We start from the raw sequence: 17240 nt of genomic DNA on the forward strand, positions 1-17240 counted from the left end.
ACAAAAAAACTTAGCCTCTATTATAGAAGCTAAGTCTTTTGTGTTTTGATTTTTGTTGTTTCCTTGTAGCTGACAAAAGGTGAGCGGAAGTAGAAAGTATGTGTTGTAGGAGCGTAGCGTTCGCCTTTGAAATCGTGAAAATACCTTTATATCAATTCAAAATTCACGATTGAGACAGCGACCGGAAACACATACTTTCTACGCAGCACCCACCCTTTTTCACGCCTACATCAGTGGATATTGTTCTTCTGGAAGTTACCACCTAATACATCCGATACTGATTCAATCGCAATAAACGCACGATCGTCGATCTCATGCACAATCGTTTTGAGCTTCGCAAGCTCCAGACGCGTAACGACGCAATAGATCATCTGAATTTCTTCTTTCTTGTAACCGCCTTTAGCATATATGAAGGTCGTGCTGCGCCCGAGTCGATCCATGATCGCTTGAGCCACTTCCTCGTATTCATTGGAAATAATCGTTACCGATTTGGATTCGTTCAAACCTTCGACCACAATGTCGATGACTTTAAACGCTATATAATAAGCAAATATGGAATACATCGCAGAATCCCAAGTAAACACAAATCCTGCCCCGATAAACACAAACACGTTAATGATCATAATGATCTGTCCAACTGGGAAACGGAACTTTTTGGACAATAGAATAGCTACAATCTCAATTCCATCTAAGGAACCACCAAAACGAATAACTAGACCGACACCGACACCAAGTATTAATCCGCCGAACAACACAGCAAGCAGCTTCTCATCCGTAAAAGCCGGCACATGATGCAACCACGCGGTCGTCACGGACATCACTGAGATTCCGTACAAAGTGGAAATTGTAAATGTCCGACCAATTTGTTTATAGCCTAGAATAAGGAAGGGTATGTTAAGTACGAACAGGAATATACCTAGTGGAAGCGAGGTAATCTTGGATAACATAATGGATATACCTGCAACGCCACCATCGACAATTGCATTAGGTACTAAGAAAATCTCTAGAGCGACCGCCATTAATATGGCACCTATTGTAATAAAAACGAACTTTTTCAAATAATCTAACCATGTCATCTTCTTATGCGTTCTTGCCATTGAATCTCCTCCTGATATGAAATTAGGTCAATCAAGCATCGTTAAATCCCATTAAAAACATTTGTCTACCCTCCTTTAACACAATAATCTCCCTACTTGTTGACGCTTTTCTATATATAATCGTATAGAAATTCGGGTGATTTGGCAAGGTTTTCAACCGTTAAGAAATTATTATTGTGAAAAATAATACTGCAATTATGAAACTGGTCATTTTCATAAAAAATCCCCTTGGCATATCACCAAAGGGATCTGATTTATTCGGATTGCATCGTTCTTGCCAGCTTCATATATTCAAGTGCCATGGCAATCCGCCAAGGCAAGATCATCCCAAAAGCAAGAATAAAGAAGAGTGCACCTGTCTGCGCAATACTGACATATTGTTCGATGTAATCATGAAGCAGAAGCCGAATGGCGAGTAATCCAACAATAATAAATATGAATGATTTCGAACGCGTAAGCAGAATATCTAGGCCTACCACATGGAGCTTGGATGTGCGAATCAATGGGTAAGCAAAGAATACGGCACCTACTAGAAAAGCGACAATTCCCCACGTCCATGGAATACGCATCATTGGGACAACAAACATCAAGAATCCCGTAGACATCCCAAGTGGTGGGATAATAATTTTACGCATATTAGTCGGCTTATCCGAACTTCGCATCCGTAGAAAGATAACAAGCAACCCTCCAACAAGCGATGCCAAGATCGATAAATAATGGGGAGGAATCACAATCCCTCTCATGTTTCATCACATCCTCCAATTCCAAGTTGTGGTTGTTAAGCCTTTAATCCTTATGTTCACTGAACGCCTTCGCAATTAAGCGATAGGACTGCAGCTTATGCTCGATATCATGCGTGATCGTCACAATCATAACTTCACGCGACTGATAAGCATCGCTTAATTCCAGTATACGCGCTTTGACTTGTTCAGGGTTCCCGACAATCATTCTTTTGCGATTCTCATACATCCGCATCCGATCAATCGTCGTGTACGGATAAGATTGCGCCGTTTGAATCGAAGGAACACCACCAGAGCTGAAGTCGCCCTTCGACATCAAGAGCAGCGTTAGATCCAAACTCGAAGCAATCTCATTTGCCAGCTCTTCCGTCTCCGCACATATCGCGAAGACCGCGACCATACCTTGCGGCTTATTGCCTACAATCGTTGGCTGGAATGTTTCCAGATAGCGCTGCATGACTTCTTCTCCACCCTGCCCATTAATAAAATGTGCAAAGGCAAACGATGCTCCCCGCTTCGCAGCAAGAGCTGCGCTGTCACCACTTGAACCAAGCAGCCACATTTCAGGGCGAGTATGAATGACCGGTGCAGCACGTAATCCACGAAAACGATGCGTTTCTGTCCGATCATGCAAATAATCGATCAGATCATCAAGCTGCTGCGGATACTGGTCCACACCACTTACCTTGCCTTCTTGCAGCGCTTGTGTAGACAGCGGCATACCGCCCGGCGCACGCCCAAGTCCTAGATCAATTCGCCGCGGGTACAATGCTTCTAAGAGGCGGAAATTCTCCGCCACCTTGTAGCTGCTGTAATGAGGCAGCATGACACCACCTGAACCGATGCGAATACGAGAGGTCTTCGCTCCCAAGTGCGAGATAAGCACTTCTGGACTCGATCCCGCTAAACTCTGCGAGAAGTGATGCTCCGATACCCAAAAGCGCTTGTATCCCATCATCTCTACTTCTTGTGCAAGGCGCGCTGTATTCTCCAGCGCCTCGCCTGCGCTGCTGCCCGCTGAGATGGGGGACTGATCAAGCACACTTAATTCGATCATTACAGAATAGCCCAGTTTCCGTTACGCATAATCGGTTCGCGCTTACCGTCTTTCGTAATACCATCTACATTAAGTTCAGCAGAACCGATCATGAAGTCCACATGTGTTAAGCTTTGGTTCACGCCGCTCGCTGCTTTCTCTTCGTCTGTCATCTTCGTACCACCTTGAACGTTCGTTGGATATGCATTACCAATTGCAAGGTGACAAGAAGCATTCTCGTCAAATAGTGTATTGAAGAAAATTAGGTTCGTATCGGAAATCGGTGATTTGTGAGGCACTAATGCAACTTCACCAAGACGGCTTGAACCCTCATCCGTTTCAACCAAGTGTTTCAATGTTTCATAGCCTTGCTCCGCACTGTAATCCACAACTTTACCATTCTCAAAAGTTATCGAGAAGTTGTCGATCACCGTTCCACCGTAGTTAAGTGGCTTCGTGCTGCGAACTGTACCATTCATACCGTCTTTGTGCGGCATTGTGAATACTTCTTCTGTTGGCATGTTCGGTCTAAATGGCGTACCGCTCTCACTTACAGCGCCGCCGCCAGCCCAGATGTGATTCTCCACAAGATCAAGCGTGAAGTTCGTACCTGGTGCTTCATATGCAAGCGTCTTGTATTGCTTTTCATTCAAAATTGTTGCTACTTTATGCAATTGATCGCAGTGTTCTTGCCACGCAGCAACTGGATCTTCTGCAGGAATACGTGTCGTTTCGAAAATAACATCCCATAGCTTCGCAACTGCATCGTCATTGCTCTCCGCGTTCGGGAACACTTTACGTGCCCACTCCACTGTTGGGTGACCCACCAATGACCATACCGCACGGTCAGACATCAAGTATGCACGGTATTTGCTCATTGCTGTAGAAGCGGTCTTCGTGTTTGTTGCGATACGCTTTGGATCAATACCCGTAAGTAGATCTGGATTCGGTGCGTAAATGGACAAGAATGCAGCATTACTTGCTGCTAATTCTTCAAATCCTTGCGCTCTCCACATTGGGAACTCTGTGAAAGCTTCATCTGGTGCAAGCTCATACTTCGTACGCGTTACTGTATCGTCACTCCACTCCACCATAACGTTCTTCGCGCCTGCTTCATATGCTTTCTTTACAACTAAGCGAACTAGTGGTGCGCATTCAATGGATGCATTAACAACAAGGGTTTGGCCCTCTTGTAAGTTGATACCTGTACGGATCGCTAAATTTGCGTATTTCTCAAGGTTTTGCTGGAATAGACTCATCGATAATTCCTCCAAAGATATTAAAATTTTTAGTAAACGTATACCTAGCTTTAACTATACCTCTGAGTCACTATTTTTCCAACTTTTTTTGGTCAATTAACCCACTTCTTGCATGGTGGAATTTCCTGCAAATTGACTATTGTACAAATCTGCGTAGAATCCACCTTTGGCAAGCAATTCTTCATGATTCCCCTGCTCAATTACACTACCTTTATCCATCACCAAGATAAGGTCAGCATCACGAATCGTAGATAAGCGGTGAGCAATGACGAAGCTCGTTCTGCCTGTCATCAGTGCATTCATCGCCTTCTGAATATGAACCTCTGTCCGTGTATCGACGCTGCTTGTTGCCTCATCTAAGATGAGAATCGAAGGGTCCGCGAGAATGGCACGTGCAATTGTAAGCAATTGCTTCTGACCTTGAGAGATATTCGAAGCTTCTTCATTTAAGACCGTATCATAACCGTCAGGCAATGTGCGTATAAAATGATGTGCAAATGCAGCCTTCGCAGCACCCACAATCTCTTCCTCCGTCGCACCTGCACGTCCATAAGCGATATTATCTCGGATCGTTCCGTTAAACAGCCATGTATCCTGTAGTACCATCCCGAACAAGCTGCGCAAATCACCGCGCTTCATATCCGTAATGTTCACACCATCAATCGTAATTCGACCTTCATTCAGCTCATAGAAACGCATGAGGAGGTTAATAAGCGTCGTCTTACCAGCACCCGTCGGCCCTACAATTGCCACCATCTGTCCTTGCTTTACATCGATATTCATATCGCTTATAAGCGTCGCATCTTCTTTGTAGCCGAAGCTCACGTGCTCGAACTTCACATTGCCTTGCGGTGCCTCCAAGCTTTTCAACTGGCTGCCTCTTGCTTCTGGCACTTCTTCCTTTTCATCTAATAGTTCAAATACACGCTCCGCCGATGCAATCGTCGATTGAATGATATTCGCGATGTTAGCCGTTTGTACGATTGGTTGTGAGAACTGTCTTGCATATTGAATGAACGCTTGAATGTCCCCGATTCTAATAGAACCGCGTGTCACGAGCACCCCGCCGACCACACAGATCAGCACGTACCCAATATTATTAATGAAGCTCATCAGCGGCATGATGATACCCGAGATGAACTGTGCTTTTTGCCCAGAATTGTACAAGCGGTCGTTAATTTCTTCGAACTTTGCAACCGACTTATCCTCATGTCCGAACGCCTTCACAATATTGTGTCCGGTATACATCTCTTCGACATGTCCGCTGAGCTTACCAAGTTCCTCTTGTTGCCCTTTAAAATAGCCCTTGGAACGCGACGTAATCGCCTTAATGACAACCGCACTAAGCGGCAATGTCAGTATCAGGATCAGCGTCATCAGCGGGGAGATTGTGAGCATCATGATGATAACCCCAATTAGGGTGACAACTGAAGTAATGAGCTGCGTTAAGCTTTGTTGCAGCGTACTGCTAATATTATCTACGTCATTGACGACACGGCTTAATATTTCCCCATGGGTCTTCGAATCATAGAACTTCAGCGGCAAGCGTGCCAACTTGTCGTTCACTTCCTGACGTAAATCATAGACCGTCTTCTGTGCAACACCTGCCATCAAATACTGCTGAATGTACATAAACGCAGCACTGATGAGATATAACGCGGCAAGAATCCCAAGGATTTGCAAGATCGCATCAAAATCAATATGCGCACCCGGTACTTTGTTGAATTTACCCATTACACCTTCAAACAACTTGGTCGTAGCATTCCCGAGAATCTTGGGGCTGAGAATCGCAAAGACCGTACTAATAATCGCAGTGATAAATACGCCGATCAATTGAATTCTACGTGGTTTTAAGTAACCCATCAGACGCTTTAAGCTGCCTTTAAAATTCTTCGCTTTCTGCGTCGGCATTCCCATGCCCATTCCCATTCCACCACCTGGACCTGGGTGCTTCGGCCCTGCTCCACCACGACCTTGCGACTTGTTCGATTCACTCATGCGATTCCCTCCCTTTCCTGCTCAGATAACTGCGACGACACAATTTCACGGTATACCTCACTTGTTTCCATCAACTCTTTATGTTTGCCGATGCCTGCAATCTTGCCTTCATCGAGTACAATAATTTGATCTGCGTCCATTACGGTTGATACACGCTGTGCCACAATAATGACTGTAGACTCGGTTGTTTCGCCCTTGAGTGCACCGCGCAGCTTCGCATCTGTTTTAAGATCAAGCGCGGAGAAGCTGTCATCGAACACATATACTTCTGGACGACGAACGAGTGCGCGTGCAATGGATAAACGCTGCTTCTGACCACCAGATACGTTCGTACCCCCTTGTGCCATAACCGATTGATATCCATCTGGCATCTCTGCAATAAAACCACTCGCTTGAGCAATTGTTGACGCATGTTCAATCTCTACATCTGTTGCATCCTCTTTGCCATAACGAATATTGTCCGCAACCGTTCCTGTAAACAGCACAGCCTTCTGAGGTACATAGCCAATCTTCGCCCGCAAACTCTCTTGCGACATCTGGCGTACATCCAGCCCATCGACCTCTACACTGCCGCCGCTAATATCATAGAAGCGAGAGATTAGATTCACGAGCGTTGACTTACCTGAACCTGTACCCCCGATAATCGCTGTCGTTTCACCTGGCCTTGCTTCGAATGTAATGTTAGTGAGTGCAGGCTCCTCAGCACCTGGGTAACTGAACACAACATCCTTGAACGATACGACACCCTTAACTGCAGTTGGTTTCGCAGGATTAGTTGGATCTTTAATCTCAGGTTGCATATTCAGCACTTCATTAATACGTGCCGCAGACACCGATGCACGCGGAATCATCACGAACATCATCGACAACATAATGAGTGAGAACATAATTTGCATTGCATATTGAATGAACGCCATTAAATCCCCGACCTGCATGTTACCTTGATCAATTCGGATACCGCCGAACCATATAATGGCGATCGTCGAGAAGTTCAGCACAAGCATCATCGTCGGCATAAGTGCCGCCATAATTTTGTTCACTTTAATAGATGTTTCCGTTAAATCCCGATTCGCCACTTCAAACCGCTTCTCCTCATGATCGTTACGGTTAAAGGAGCGTACCACACGAATTCCTGTTAAGCCTTCGCGTAACACTAAATTCAGCTTATCCAGCTTCTCTTGTACGACTTTAAAGAGCGGAATTCCTTTTCTACTAATCGCAAGAATGGCAAGTACAATAATCGGAACAACTGCAACAAAGATCAAGGAAAGCTCTGCATCCTTGGACACCGCCATAATGATCCCACCGATACACATCATCGGCCCCATGACCATCATCTTGAGCATCATCGTAAGTACCTGTTGCACTTGGTTAATATCATTGGTCGTACGTGTGATAAGCGATGCCGTCCCAATCTTATCGAACTCTTGCAGCGAGAAGTTCTCCACATGGGAGAATACTTTCCCGCGAACGATTCGTCCGAATCCAGCCGCCACCTTCGAGGTCACATAGCTTGCCACGATTGAGAATATTACTCCGACTGCTGCGATCAGCAGCATGAATCCGCCGATTTTTATAATGTAAGGCGTGTCTTGTTGCACAATCCCGATGTTTACGATATCCGCCATTAACGTTGGTAAGTACAATTCCGATAAGCTTTGCAAGAAGATCAATACCAGAATGCATCCGATGAGTAGACGGTACGGTTTAAGAAATCGAAATAATTGAATCAAGCTTAGTCCCCCTCCTTCGCATCAAATGCTTTATTTTCTTCAAAATAGACAAACACATCTGTGAGCAAATCCGCCAGTAAATGACTCCGCTCTTCACCTAAATGCTCAATCAATCCATTAAATATGGCATTCACCCGATCCATTGCGATTTGCGTCACTTCTTCACCCTTAGGCGTCAACTTTAACCGTACCGAGCGACGATCTTCGGGATCTTCATAACGTTCTACCACTGCGGTTTCAACTAAACCATTAATCAATTGTGTTGCAGTTGGCGCCATAATATGCAGCGCTTTGCTTAGCTCCGATACCTTCAAGTTCATTCCGTTGCGCCTTGGACCATGCTTAATCGCAAATAGCATTCGAACTTCACTTGGCTTATATCCCTGTACAGATCGCTGATGCCACTCCGTTCGGCGAAACTGCATAAATGCACGGATCATTTTTTTCCGAATCTCATCCTCCACCCAAGTCATCTCCTTCTTATATGTTAGGTTTACAAATATTTTAGTTCTAATTAAATTAGCTTAACTAAGTATATGACCAAATAATTTAGCTGTCAACTAAATCTGTCTTATTTAAAATACACCATTATTATGAACTGAATATGAACAGATCTTTCTTTTTTTATCAAATAGTCGTTTGTACTTAGTAAAAGCAATCAATAAGCATTCCCATTACCATCAAAAAAAAACAAAAAGCCACGATTCTCAGCGATTCACTAAGAGATGTGGCTTTTTTCATAGACAAATTCATGAAAGCGGTTTATTTCGACCGAATAATCGATTATATCCAAATTGTTTAACTATTAAATCATTTGTATAATGAAACCATTAAATAATATATATATTTGAATGTTTTAATTAAATGAAGAAATGAGGTGATTGTACTGGATCAGGAGCAGAAGAAAGATCGTCTCTCCACATTAGTCTCAAACCATATGAATCAGATTGTCGCCAGTTACACACGCAATTTGGAAAATGAGCTAACCGCTCCACAGTACTTCATCATCATGACACTCGCAAACGAAGGTCGTAAGAATAGTTCTGAACTTGCAGCACTCTTAAGTATCTCCCTCTCCTCTGTAACCAACTTAACGAATAAATTGGTGAACAAAGGATATATCCAGCGTATGGAATCCGAAGAAGATCGTCGCCAAATTTACTTGCATCTAACTAATGCCGGTAGAGAGCTTGAAACCAAGATTCAAGAGAAATATCGAGAGATCAATGATCGTCTATGGACAAATTTTTCCGATCAAGAACTCGATCAATTGATAGCTTCATATGAGAAAATGCTCATTAACTTCAACAGTAAAGGATGATCAAATATGGCACGTTTACAAGGTAAAGTCGCAATCATTACGGGGGCTGCAATGGGACAAGGCGCAGCAGAAGCCAAGCTATTCGCGCAAGAAGGCGCGAAGGTCGTCGCTACTGACTTACAAGAGGACAAGCTGCAGGCAGTCGTAGCTGAAATTCAAGCGGCTGGCGGTGAAGCCATTGCAGTGAAACATAACGTCACATCTGAAGAAGATTGGATACAAGTCGTAGAATCGGCGGTTCAAGCATTCGGTAAAGTGGATATTCTCGTGAATAATGCAGGTATTCTCGTGTTCCATGACATGGAATCCATGCCTGTATCTGACCTAGATAAAATCTTGAACATCAACGTGAAAGGTACACTTCTTGGGATGAAGCATGTGATTCCGCAAATGAAACAAGTCGGCGGTGGTTCCATCGTCAATATCGCATCTGCAGCGGCAATCGTATCGACAGGAACAAGCCCATCCTACTCCGCTTCTAAAGGCGCAGTTCGTGCAGCTTCTAAGGAAGTAGCCGTTTCCTACGGTAAAGACAATATTCGTGTGAACTCCGTATATCCAGGAACAATCGTAACACCGATGATCGAAGGGGTTATGGCTGATCCGAGCATCAAAGGCATGGTAGAAGCAAGCACACCGATGCGCCGCGTCGGTCGTCCAGAAGAAATCGCGTATGGCGTTCTATTCTTGGCTTCGGATGAAGCTTCGTTCGTAACAGGTGCTGAGCTTGTGATCGACGGCGGCTGGACATCTCAATAATGTATTCCTTCTATAATATATATGCGAAATCATAGATGCATAAAGAAAGCCGCTAGTTCTCCATTCGGAGCACTAGCGGCCTTTTTGCATATAGGCAATTGCACATTATGATTCTACCTCGGAGCAACTCTCACGCACGATCAGTTCAGTTGGAACGATCACTTTCTTCGCAATGCTGCGATTGCCTTGAATTCGCTCCAATAGTAAATCTAACGCCGTCTCTCCCATAAACTCACTATGCAGCTTTACCGTTGTCAGTGAAGGCGTCATGAACTGTGCGACTTTGATATCATTAAATCCAACAATACTAATGTCCTCTGGCACTTTAAGCCCCCGCTCCTGAATCGCACGTACAGCGCCAATTGCCATAGAATCATTCGCCGCTACCACTGCGGTAAACTTCGCTTTGGATGTAAATAATTCATGCATCAAGCGATAACCATCTTCAGCAGAGAACTCGCCAATTTGCTTAAGGTTTGCCTGATACGTCCCTGCTTTACGCATCCACGCTTCATAAGCAATCTCACGTCGGTCTATTTTGCAAGAAGAATCGTCGCCATCTGTACCTCCGATAAATGCAATCTGTTTATGACCCAAGCTCTGAAGATAATTCATCGATTGCTTAACCGCTTCTTCAAGATCCACCATCACTACATCGTACTTCGAATTCACTGACAGCGAGTCGATGAACACCATATTCGGATTAGATTCGCTAAGACGCTCCACTTCGTCCACATCCATTGGACCTACAACGATCAGCCCCTCGACCTGTTGGACATTGAACTTCAGGTCATCTTTATGACTCTCAATAAGCTGAATCGACTTCTCTTGCGCAGCCCCCTCGATTCCAAGTCGCATAGCTAAATAGTAAGGATCATTCAGTTCCTCACTCTTGGCAAACGCCAGAATTAGCCCAACTTCTGTCCGCTTCGTTGCAGACTTCTGCGGCTTCTCACTTTTACTCGATTTCTTATATTCCAGTTCTTCGGTTATTTCAAAAATACGTCTTCTCGTCTCATCCGACACCGACAACGTCTGATCAAAGTTCAGCACTCGTGACACCGTCGAGATCGACACATTCGCTTTCTCTGCAATATCCTTCAGCGTAGCCATCTATTTTTCAACTCCATCATTTTTACCTAGTATCATTAAATTGTACTTTCTTTTTTAGTAAAAAGGAAGTAAAAAAACCTACATCTCATTAAGAGGTAGGTTTTCAACCTTTAAATCTATACTCCATATTACCCTATATTATCATTGCATTAATTGAATTTCGGTAACCAATCGCCATGTGCTTCGATCAGAGCATCACACATTGCTACGATGTCGTCCATCGAAAGTTCAGCAGAAGTATGTGGATCAAGGAGTGCAGCATGGTAGATGTGATCTTTCTTGCGAGTCATTGCCGCTTCAATCGTCAACAACTGCGTGTTAATGTTCGTACGATTTAAAGCTGCCAATTGTGGCGGCAGATCTCCAACGTAAGTTGGTGTAACTCCGCTGCTGTCTACCAAACATGGAACTTCAACACATGCCTCACGTGGCAAGTTTGTGATAAGACCTGTGTTCATGACATTGCCCCCGATTTTGAAAGGAACATTCGTCTCCATCGCTTCCATAATATATGACGCATACTCGTGTGTACGCTTGTGCGAAAGATCTTTGTTGTTAACAAGCGACTCACGCATTTGCTTCCAACGATCAATCTGATCGATACAACGGCGTGGGTACTCATCAAGCGGAATATTGAAGCGCTCGATTAGTTCTGGGTAGTTGCGCTTAATGAAGTACGGGTGGTACTCGGCATTGTGCTCAGACGACTCTGTAATGTAGTAACCGAACTTCAACATCATCTCATAGCGCACCATGTCATCGTGCTTCTCAAGCTGTCTACGCGCTGCGCGCTGCTTAATTTCAGGATACAAGTCCTTGCCATCCTTCGTTACTTCAAGCAGCCAAGCCATGTGGTTAATCCCTGCAATTTTATACTGGACACCTGTTGTATCGATCTCCAAATCTCTGAACATATGCGGTACACATACCTGTACACTATGGCACAACCCAACCGTCTTAATGCCCCCATATGTATTCATCACATTCGTGAGTACCGCCATTGGGTTCGTATAGTTCAAGAACTGTGCATCCGGGCACACTTCTTGCATGTCTTCAGCAAAGCCTAACATCACCGGAATCGTACGCAAGTTACGGAAAATACCGCCAATCCCAATCGTATCTGCAATCGTCTGGCGAAGACCAAATTTCTTCGGGATCTCAAAATCTGTAATCGTACAAGGATCATATCCGCCCACTTGGATCGCATTGACCACGTATTTCGCACCACGAAGAGCTTCCTTACGGTCTGTATAAGACTTAACCACACATGTACTGCCTGTCGTGGTACGAATGTTCTGAAGCATGTTCTCCGAATCTTTGAGGCGCTCAAGGTCAATATCGAATAATGCAATTTCAAAACCTTGCAAAGCCGGTGTCATCATAACATCGCCAAGTACATTTTTTGCAAAAATGGTACTTCCCGCACCGATAAATGTAATTTTACTCAAGTTTTATTCCTCCTCATGGTTCAATCCCGCTGCTACTCTAAGCTCGTATCTTCTATATTTAATATACATGGGATCGGAAATAGCGACGATGGAGTGAAACAATATGGATATGGAGAAATGCAATATGATCTGTTAATCTGGATTTAATAAATAGAAAGAAGGGACCACTGATGATCACCGCTTTTGAACTGTTTGCTGTTAATCCAAATCCGATTCAGGGTGAGCTGATGCCGTTATTTGCAGGCGAATCACAGACCGTACCGTATCATCGGATGGGCCCAGCTTTTATCGACTTTTATTTGATTCATCATGTCATCAAGGGTAAGGGATATTTTCAACAAATGGGACGTGAATATCACTTACAGGCTGGGGATAGCTTTGTCATTTTTCCGAAAGAGATGTATCTCTATGAAGCAGATGCCGATGAGCCGTGGCACTACATGTGGGTTGGATTCCAAGGGCGTGATGCCGACCAAATCTTAAGCAATCTGAACATTTCCGCTTATCAGCCGATCATCCACTGCCCCAAATATCGCAAAATTAACGTGCTCTATCGCCAGTTCTACCGCACATTAAAGCGAAGTGATGAGCTCTGCAACATGGAGATGACAGGCTATTTGCGATTGTTGTTTGCGGAGTACGGCAAAAACCAAATGCTCACTGAACCCTCACACAAACAAGTACCAATGACCGACATTGAGCGTCAAGTTGATCAAGCCGTGCGCTGGCTTCAGTTCAAATATGCAGAACAAATCTCCATTGCGCAGATGGCGCACTCACTTGGCTATCATCGCATTTACCTATCCAAAATGTTCAAAGAACACACCGGCATGTCGCCGATGCAATACGTCACCAAAATTCGGATGGAACGTGCTAAAAATCTAATGACCAGCAAACTGTCCATGCAACAAATCGCCGCCTCCGTCGGCTTCAAAGATCCACTCTACTTCTCGAAACAATACAAGAAATGGCACGGCGTCACCCCTACTGACCACCGCACTGCGCTCAGCAGTAAATCGGGTTATGATTGTTCGATGTAGTTGCCTGATCTGCTAAAGGTTAGCTCTGTTTCAATCTTGATTCATTTATCAAATATGGTAGAATATCCATAACAAAGACCAAGTGCTACTAACACTTGGTCCGACAATTGGCTTGGATGGCAGATCCCTTCTGAGTCTTTATTTCGGGATACCCCCACCTAAGGCGTTCAATCTATGGGTGGGGGTTTTACTTTCTCTTGTTGTTATGATTAATGTAAGTTAAGAGTGCAAGAATAAATGTTTCAGATACGTACAAGCGTTCCATATCAATATATCAAAAATGCCCGGCGCTAAGCACGGGCATTTTTTTCCCCTCACCACCTGATGAGCGGAAGTCGCTATTCTTGCTCCCTCGAGTAGAGCCGAAGGGCAGTCTATGTCCTGAAGAGCGTCAGCGGTGATCCTTTGAAATCGTGTCCTCACCTACTAACCTAATCAAGGGACACGATTTCAACAGAGCACGTAAGGATATAGACTGCCCACAGGCGGACTCTCAGAGTTGCTCTCAGTTCAAACTCTCAAGTACTTTCAGTCATACCTTCAAGCACTTTCGCTCAAAACTACCCCTCAATCGTCTCCTTCGCCTTGCGCACATCCGAAACTTCCTTATTCGAATACACCCCAAGCTTCACCTTCAAGCTAAACGGCTCGAACTTGCAGCGGTACTTATCCAATTGGTTCTGTCCACATGAGTTCGATCCAAGACCATTCTGCTTCACATCCAGGTTCAGCACAATATATTCCCGCTTCTTCAGTTCAATTGTATGCTTCGCTGCATCCAGATCATCTGCCTCATAGTACATCGCGCTGAAGTCCATCGACGGATACGCCACTGCCATCACACCTACTCCATAACGGTCCGTTAGACGCGCCCAACGAGTATCGGTATGGTTGCCATTCTCTTGTGGCACGACATAGTTCGTGAACATGCCATCCACTGTCTGCTCATATACCCCGAACAACCCAGCTTCCTTGGAATCAATATAAGTTTCGCCTGGGCCGCGACCGTACCACTTCGCATGCTCACAGTTCTTATTGACTTGAAGCTTCACGCCGATACGCGGCAACATCTCAGGTGCTGTTTCGACAAGCCCACCTGGCTGACCACTCACTTCGAACAGCACATCGCCATTCGGATAAATCTTGTAGTCATAAGCCGAGCAATAGTGCCAAGCTGCATTCGTCGCTGCATTCATCGTCTTAACATGTACATGTACATGGTCCGCTAGCTGCTCATAATGAACAGACTCCACAACTTCATGCATCAGATGCATAAACGTCTTCTTCTTGTAATCCTCAACAATGTACATATCATTATCAATAGGGCCGCGCCAGAACTGCAAAGCAGGACCTCTCTCTATCACAACTTGACCATTGCGCGTCCACGATTTCATCGAACCTTTTACCGTATCGAAAATAATCTCGAACTCTCCACCGCGTACAACTAGCTCACAGTGTTTCTCGATCATCGCAAGCGTTCCTTGCGGTTGGATGAAGTAAGGTGCAGTCTCAACTGGAAGCTGCAATTGACCTGTCGCAAGCTCATGTCCACGTGGTGCCCACTTGTACGAGCGATTCAGGACATATGAGATATTCAAATAGTAGTCCGTGCCAAGCTCTGGCTGCCAATCGAATGTATAATCAAGCTGAATTTCCTTGCTCGAACGCGCTGCAATACCGCTAATATCCGCTCTACCTGTGTGCAGAATCTCGTCATCCTTCACAATGGAATAGATCAGATCCAAGTGATCCAGCGTACTGAAATCATACTTGCTCTCTACTCGAATGATCCCCTTCATGACATCTACTGCATGCGTATGAATAGGCTCGATTACTTTCTTATACTCGAGCAAACTTGGTGACGGCGTACGATCTGGCATCAATAGACCATCGATACAGAAATTGCCGTTCGTTGGGTCATCACCGAAGTCACCACCATAACGGTAGTACACGCTGCCATCCTCATGGATCGTCTGAATCCCGTGATCGAACCACTCCCAGATGAATCCACCTTGCAATTTATCGTGGGCATAGAACAGATCTTGATAGTCCTTCATGTTACCTGGACCGTTACCCATTGCATGTGCATATTCGCATAGAATGTGCGGCTTAGCTGATGTATCTGCAATCGTCTGCATAATGCGCTTCTGTGTAGATCCATTCAGGTTCTCTAACCACGAATACATCGTAGACAGTACATCTGTTACTTCTGCTTCACGATCTCCTTCATAATGCACCAAACGTGTAGGATCTAGCTCTCTTGAACGCTTCGCCATCGCTTTAAAGTTACAGCCGAATCCAGATTCATTACCAAGTGACCACATAATGATTGAAGGGTGGTTCTTATCACGATGCAGCATTCGCTCTAAACGCTCTACATAAGCGTTCTCCCAAGCTGGATCATCGGAAATCCAGTTGTATTTGCCTGTCAATTCAAATCCGTGACACTCTAAATCCGCCTCATCAATGACGTACATCCCGTACTCATCACACAGGTCATATAGCCAAGTGGAGTTCGGATAATGCGCTGTACGAATTGCGTTAATGTTGTGCTGTTTCATGAGATGAATGTCTGCAATCATATCTTCGCGTGACACAACACGACCTGTGATCGGATGGTAATCATGACGGTTTACGCCTTTGAACTTGATAGCGACGCCGTTTACCGTGAACGTATCGCCTTTCAGTTCTATTTTGCGGAAACCAACTGGCTGTGGAATCACTTGAATAACCTGATCCCCCTGCTTATAAGTAAGGAGTAGCTTGTACAAGTTCGGTGTCTCTGCTGTCCATAGCTTCGGTGCTTCAATAACTTCTTCAATAGCTACACCAGGCTCCCCGCCAGCGTTAACAGCCACTTCGCCACTTACAACTGTGCGTCCGCGCTCATCGATTAATTCATAAGCAATTGCGCCGCCCGTATGCGCTCCACGTACAACCGCAGTAACTTGGAGCTTCGCTGTTGTGTAGTCCGCATTCAGGTCTGTCACTACCGCAAAGTCCTCAATACCTGCAACTGGCTGTGTATACAATTCCACATCGCGGAATATACCGCTAAGCCACCACATGTCCTGATCTTCCAAGTACGTACCATCTGACCATTGCACCACACGCACGGTGATATTGTTCTCGCCTGCTTGCACGAAAGCGGTTACGTCAAACTCCGCAAGCATGCGCGCACCTTTGCTGAATCCAACTTCCTGTCCATTGACCCAGACTTGGTAAGCCGAATCCACGCCGTTAAAGCGCAGGATCACCTGCTGATCTGCAAGCCAGTCCTGACCAATCGTAAACGTGCGTTTATAAATTCCAGTCGGATTATCCGTCGGCACATAAGGCGGATTAATCGGGAAGTTGTACCATAGATCGGAATAGTGCATCTTTCCGTATCCTTCTAGCTGCCAGTTGCTCGGAACTGTAATCGAGTCCCATGCTTTAGCCTCATATGTTGACTGCTCAAACCCAATCGGACTGTACTCCGGTGCTGATAAGAACAAGAATTTCCACGAACCATTTAAATTTTTATAGTGATGGGTGTACCCCGGTTCATTCATCAATGCCTTCTCTTTACTTGCAAAAGAATGGAAAAAAGCACGCGGCTTCATCCGATTCTGATGACTCACTTCGATATTTTCCCACAACTTCATAGTACGCATAGATAAATCCCCCTCAGTATTCAATAAAGTAGATTTAGAT

13 protein-coding genes are annotated in these 17240 nt (G+C 44.9%); 3 read left to right on the forward strand and 10 right to left on the reverse strand.

Annotation, left to right across the window (positions count from 1 at the left end):
- Positions 1 to 230: 230 nt before the first annotated feature.
- The 7 genes from NV379_RS08715 to NV379_RS08745 form a co-directional block, all read right to left on the reverse strand.
- Positions 231 to 1097: a YitT family protein gene (locus NV379_RS08715; protein ID WP_258206909.1), complete on the reverse strand. Its 867-nt coding sequence runs from the start codon at positions 1095 to 1097 to the stop codon at positions 231 to 233.
- A 254-nt stretch (positions 1098 to 1351) separates the two neighbouring features.
- Positions 1352 to 1840, reverse strand: coding sequence for a CcdC family protein (locus NV379_RS08720; protein WP_258206910.1), 489 nt, complete (start codon positions 1838 to 1840; stop codon positions 1352 to 1354).
- 43 nt (positions 1841 to 1883) lie between these two features.
- Positions 1884 to 2894, reverse strand: coding sequence for an LLM class flavin-dependent oxidoreductase (locus NV379_RS08725; protein ID WP_258206911.1), 1011 nt, complete (start codon positions 2892 to 2894; stop codon positions 1884 to 1886).
- Positions 2894 to 4132, reverse strand: a complete 1239-nt coding sequence (locus NV379_RS08730) for an aminopeptidase (RefSeq protein WP_258206912.1) — start codon at positions 4130 to 4132, stop codon at positions 2894 to 2896. The genes NV379_RS08725 and NV379_RS08730 overlap by 1 nt, the downstream gene beginning before the upstream one ends.
- A 96-nt stretch (positions 4133 to 4228) precedes the next feature.
- Positions 4229 to 6130, reverse strand: a complete 1902-nt coding sequence (locus tag NV379_RS08735) for an ABC transporter ATP-binding protein (protein ID WP_308860267.1) — start codon at positions 6128 to 6130, stop codon at positions 4229 to 4231.
- Positions 6127 to 7863 carry an ABC transporter ATP-binding protein gene (locus tag NV379_RS08740; protein WP_258206913.1) on the reverse strand — a complete coding sequence of 579 codons (1737 nt, stop codon included), beginning with the start codon at positions 7861 to 7863 and terminating at the stop codon, positions 6127 to 6129. The genes NV379_RS08735 and NV379_RS08740 overlap by 4 nt, the downstream gene beginning before the upstream one ends.
- 2 nt (positions 7864 to 7865) lie before the next feature.
- Positions 7866 to 8327 (reverse strand): MarR family winged helix-turn-helix transcriptional regulator, encoded by a 462-nt coding sequence (locus NV379_RS08745; RefSeq protein ID WP_258206914.1) that lies wholly within the window; start codon positions 8325 to 8327, stop codon positions 7866 to 7868.
- Positions 8328 to 8740: 413 nt separating this feature from the next.
- On the opposite strand from NV379_RS08745, the gene NV379_RS08750 reads away from it, so the two are divergent.
- The gene (locus tag NV379_RS08750) at positions 8741 to 9184 is read left to right on the forward strand and encodes a MarR family winged helix-turn-helix transcriptional regulator (RefSeq protein WP_258206915.1); all 444 of its coding nucleotides are present in this window, start codon (positions 8741 to 8743) and stop codon (positions 9182 to 9184) included.
- Between the two features lie 6 nt (positions 9185 to 9190).
- On the forward strand, positions 9191 to 9943 hold the full coding sequence (locus tag NV379_RS08755; RefSeq protein WP_258206916.1) for an SDR family NAD(P)-dependent oxidoreductase: 753 nt from the start codon (positions 9191 to 9193) through the stop codon (positions 9941 to 9943).
- Between the two features lie 105 nt (positions 9944 to 10048).
- On the opposite strand, the gene NV379_RS08760 is transcribed toward NV379_RS08755, so the two are convergent.
- The gene (locus NV379_RS08760; RefSeq protein WP_258206917.1) at positions 10049 to 11056 is read right to left on the reverse strand and encodes a LacI family DNA-binding transcriptional regulator; all 1008 of its coding nucleotides are present in this window, start codon (positions 11054 to 11056) and stop codon (positions 10049 to 10051) included.
- 149 nt (positions 11057 to 11205) lie between these two features.
- Positions 11206 to 12504 (reverse strand): alpha-glucosidase/alpha-galactosidase, encoded by a 1299-nt coding sequence (locus NV379_RS08765; RefSeq protein ID WP_258206918.1) that lies wholly within the window; start codon positions 12502 to 12504, stop codon positions 11206 to 11208.
- A gap of 227 nt (positions 12505 to 12731) precedes the next feature.
- Here NV379_RS08765 and NV379_RS08770 point away from each other — a divergent pair, with 227 nt between their 5' ends.
- Complete coding sequence (locus NV379_RS08770; RefSeq protein WP_258206919.1) at positions 12732 to 13544, forward strand: AraC family transcriptional regulator; 813 nt, start codon at positions 12732 to 12734, stop codon at positions 13542 to 13544.
- A 560-nt stretch (positions 13545 to 14104) separates the two neighbouring features.
- On the opposite strand, the gene ebgA is transcribed toward NV379_RS08770, so the two are convergent.
- Complete coding sequence (ebgA, locus tag NV379_RS08775) at positions 14105 to 17200, reverse strand: beta-galactosidase subunit alpha (protein WP_373426098.1); 3096 nt, start codon at positions 17198 to 17200, stop codon at positions 14105 to 14107.
- Between the last annotated feature and the right edge of the window lie 40 nt (positions 17201 to 17240).

Source organism: Paenibacillus radicibacter (genome assembly GCF_024721995.1).
GTDB lineage: Bacteria > Bacillota > Bacilli > Paenibacillales > NBRC-103111 > Paenibacillus_AM > Paenibacillus_AM radicibacter.

Coding starts and splice junctions, on each gene's coding strand:
- ebgA (WP_373426098.1), bottom strand. CDS start 17,200: ATGCGTACTATGAAGTTGTGGGAAAATATCGAAGTGAGTCATCAGAAT.
- NV379_RS08725 (WP_258206911.1), bottom strand. CDS start 2,894: ATGATCGAATTAAGTGTGCTTGATCAGTCCCCCATCTCAGCGGGCAGC.
- NV379_RS08715 (WP_258206909.1), bottom strand. CDS start 1,097: ATGGCAAGAACGCATAAGAAGATGACATGGTTAGATTATTTGAAAAAG.
- NV379_RS08770 (WP_258206919.1), top strand. CDS start 12,732: ATGCCGTTATTTGCAGGCGAATCACAGACCGTACCGTATCATCGGATG.
- NV379_RS08720 (WP_258206910.1), bottom strand. CDS start 1,840: ATGAGAGGGATTGTGATTCCTCCCCATTATTTATCGATCTTGGCATCG.
- NV379_RS08760 (WP_258206917.1), bottom strand. CDS start 11,056: ATGGCTACGCTGAAGGATATTGCAGAGAAAGCGAATGTGTCGATCTCG.
- NV379_RS08735 (WP_308860267.1), bottom strand. CDS start 6,130: ATGAGTGAATCGAACAAGTCGCAAGGTCGTGGTGGAGCAGGGCCGAAG.
- NV379_RS08730 (WP_258206912.1), bottom strand. CDS start 4,132: ATGAGTCTATTCCAGCAAAACCTTGAGAAATACGCAAATTTAGCGATC.
- NV379_RS08755 (WP_258206916.1), top strand. CDS start 9,191: ATGGCACGTTTACAAGGTAAAGTCGCAATCATTACGGGGGCTGCAATG.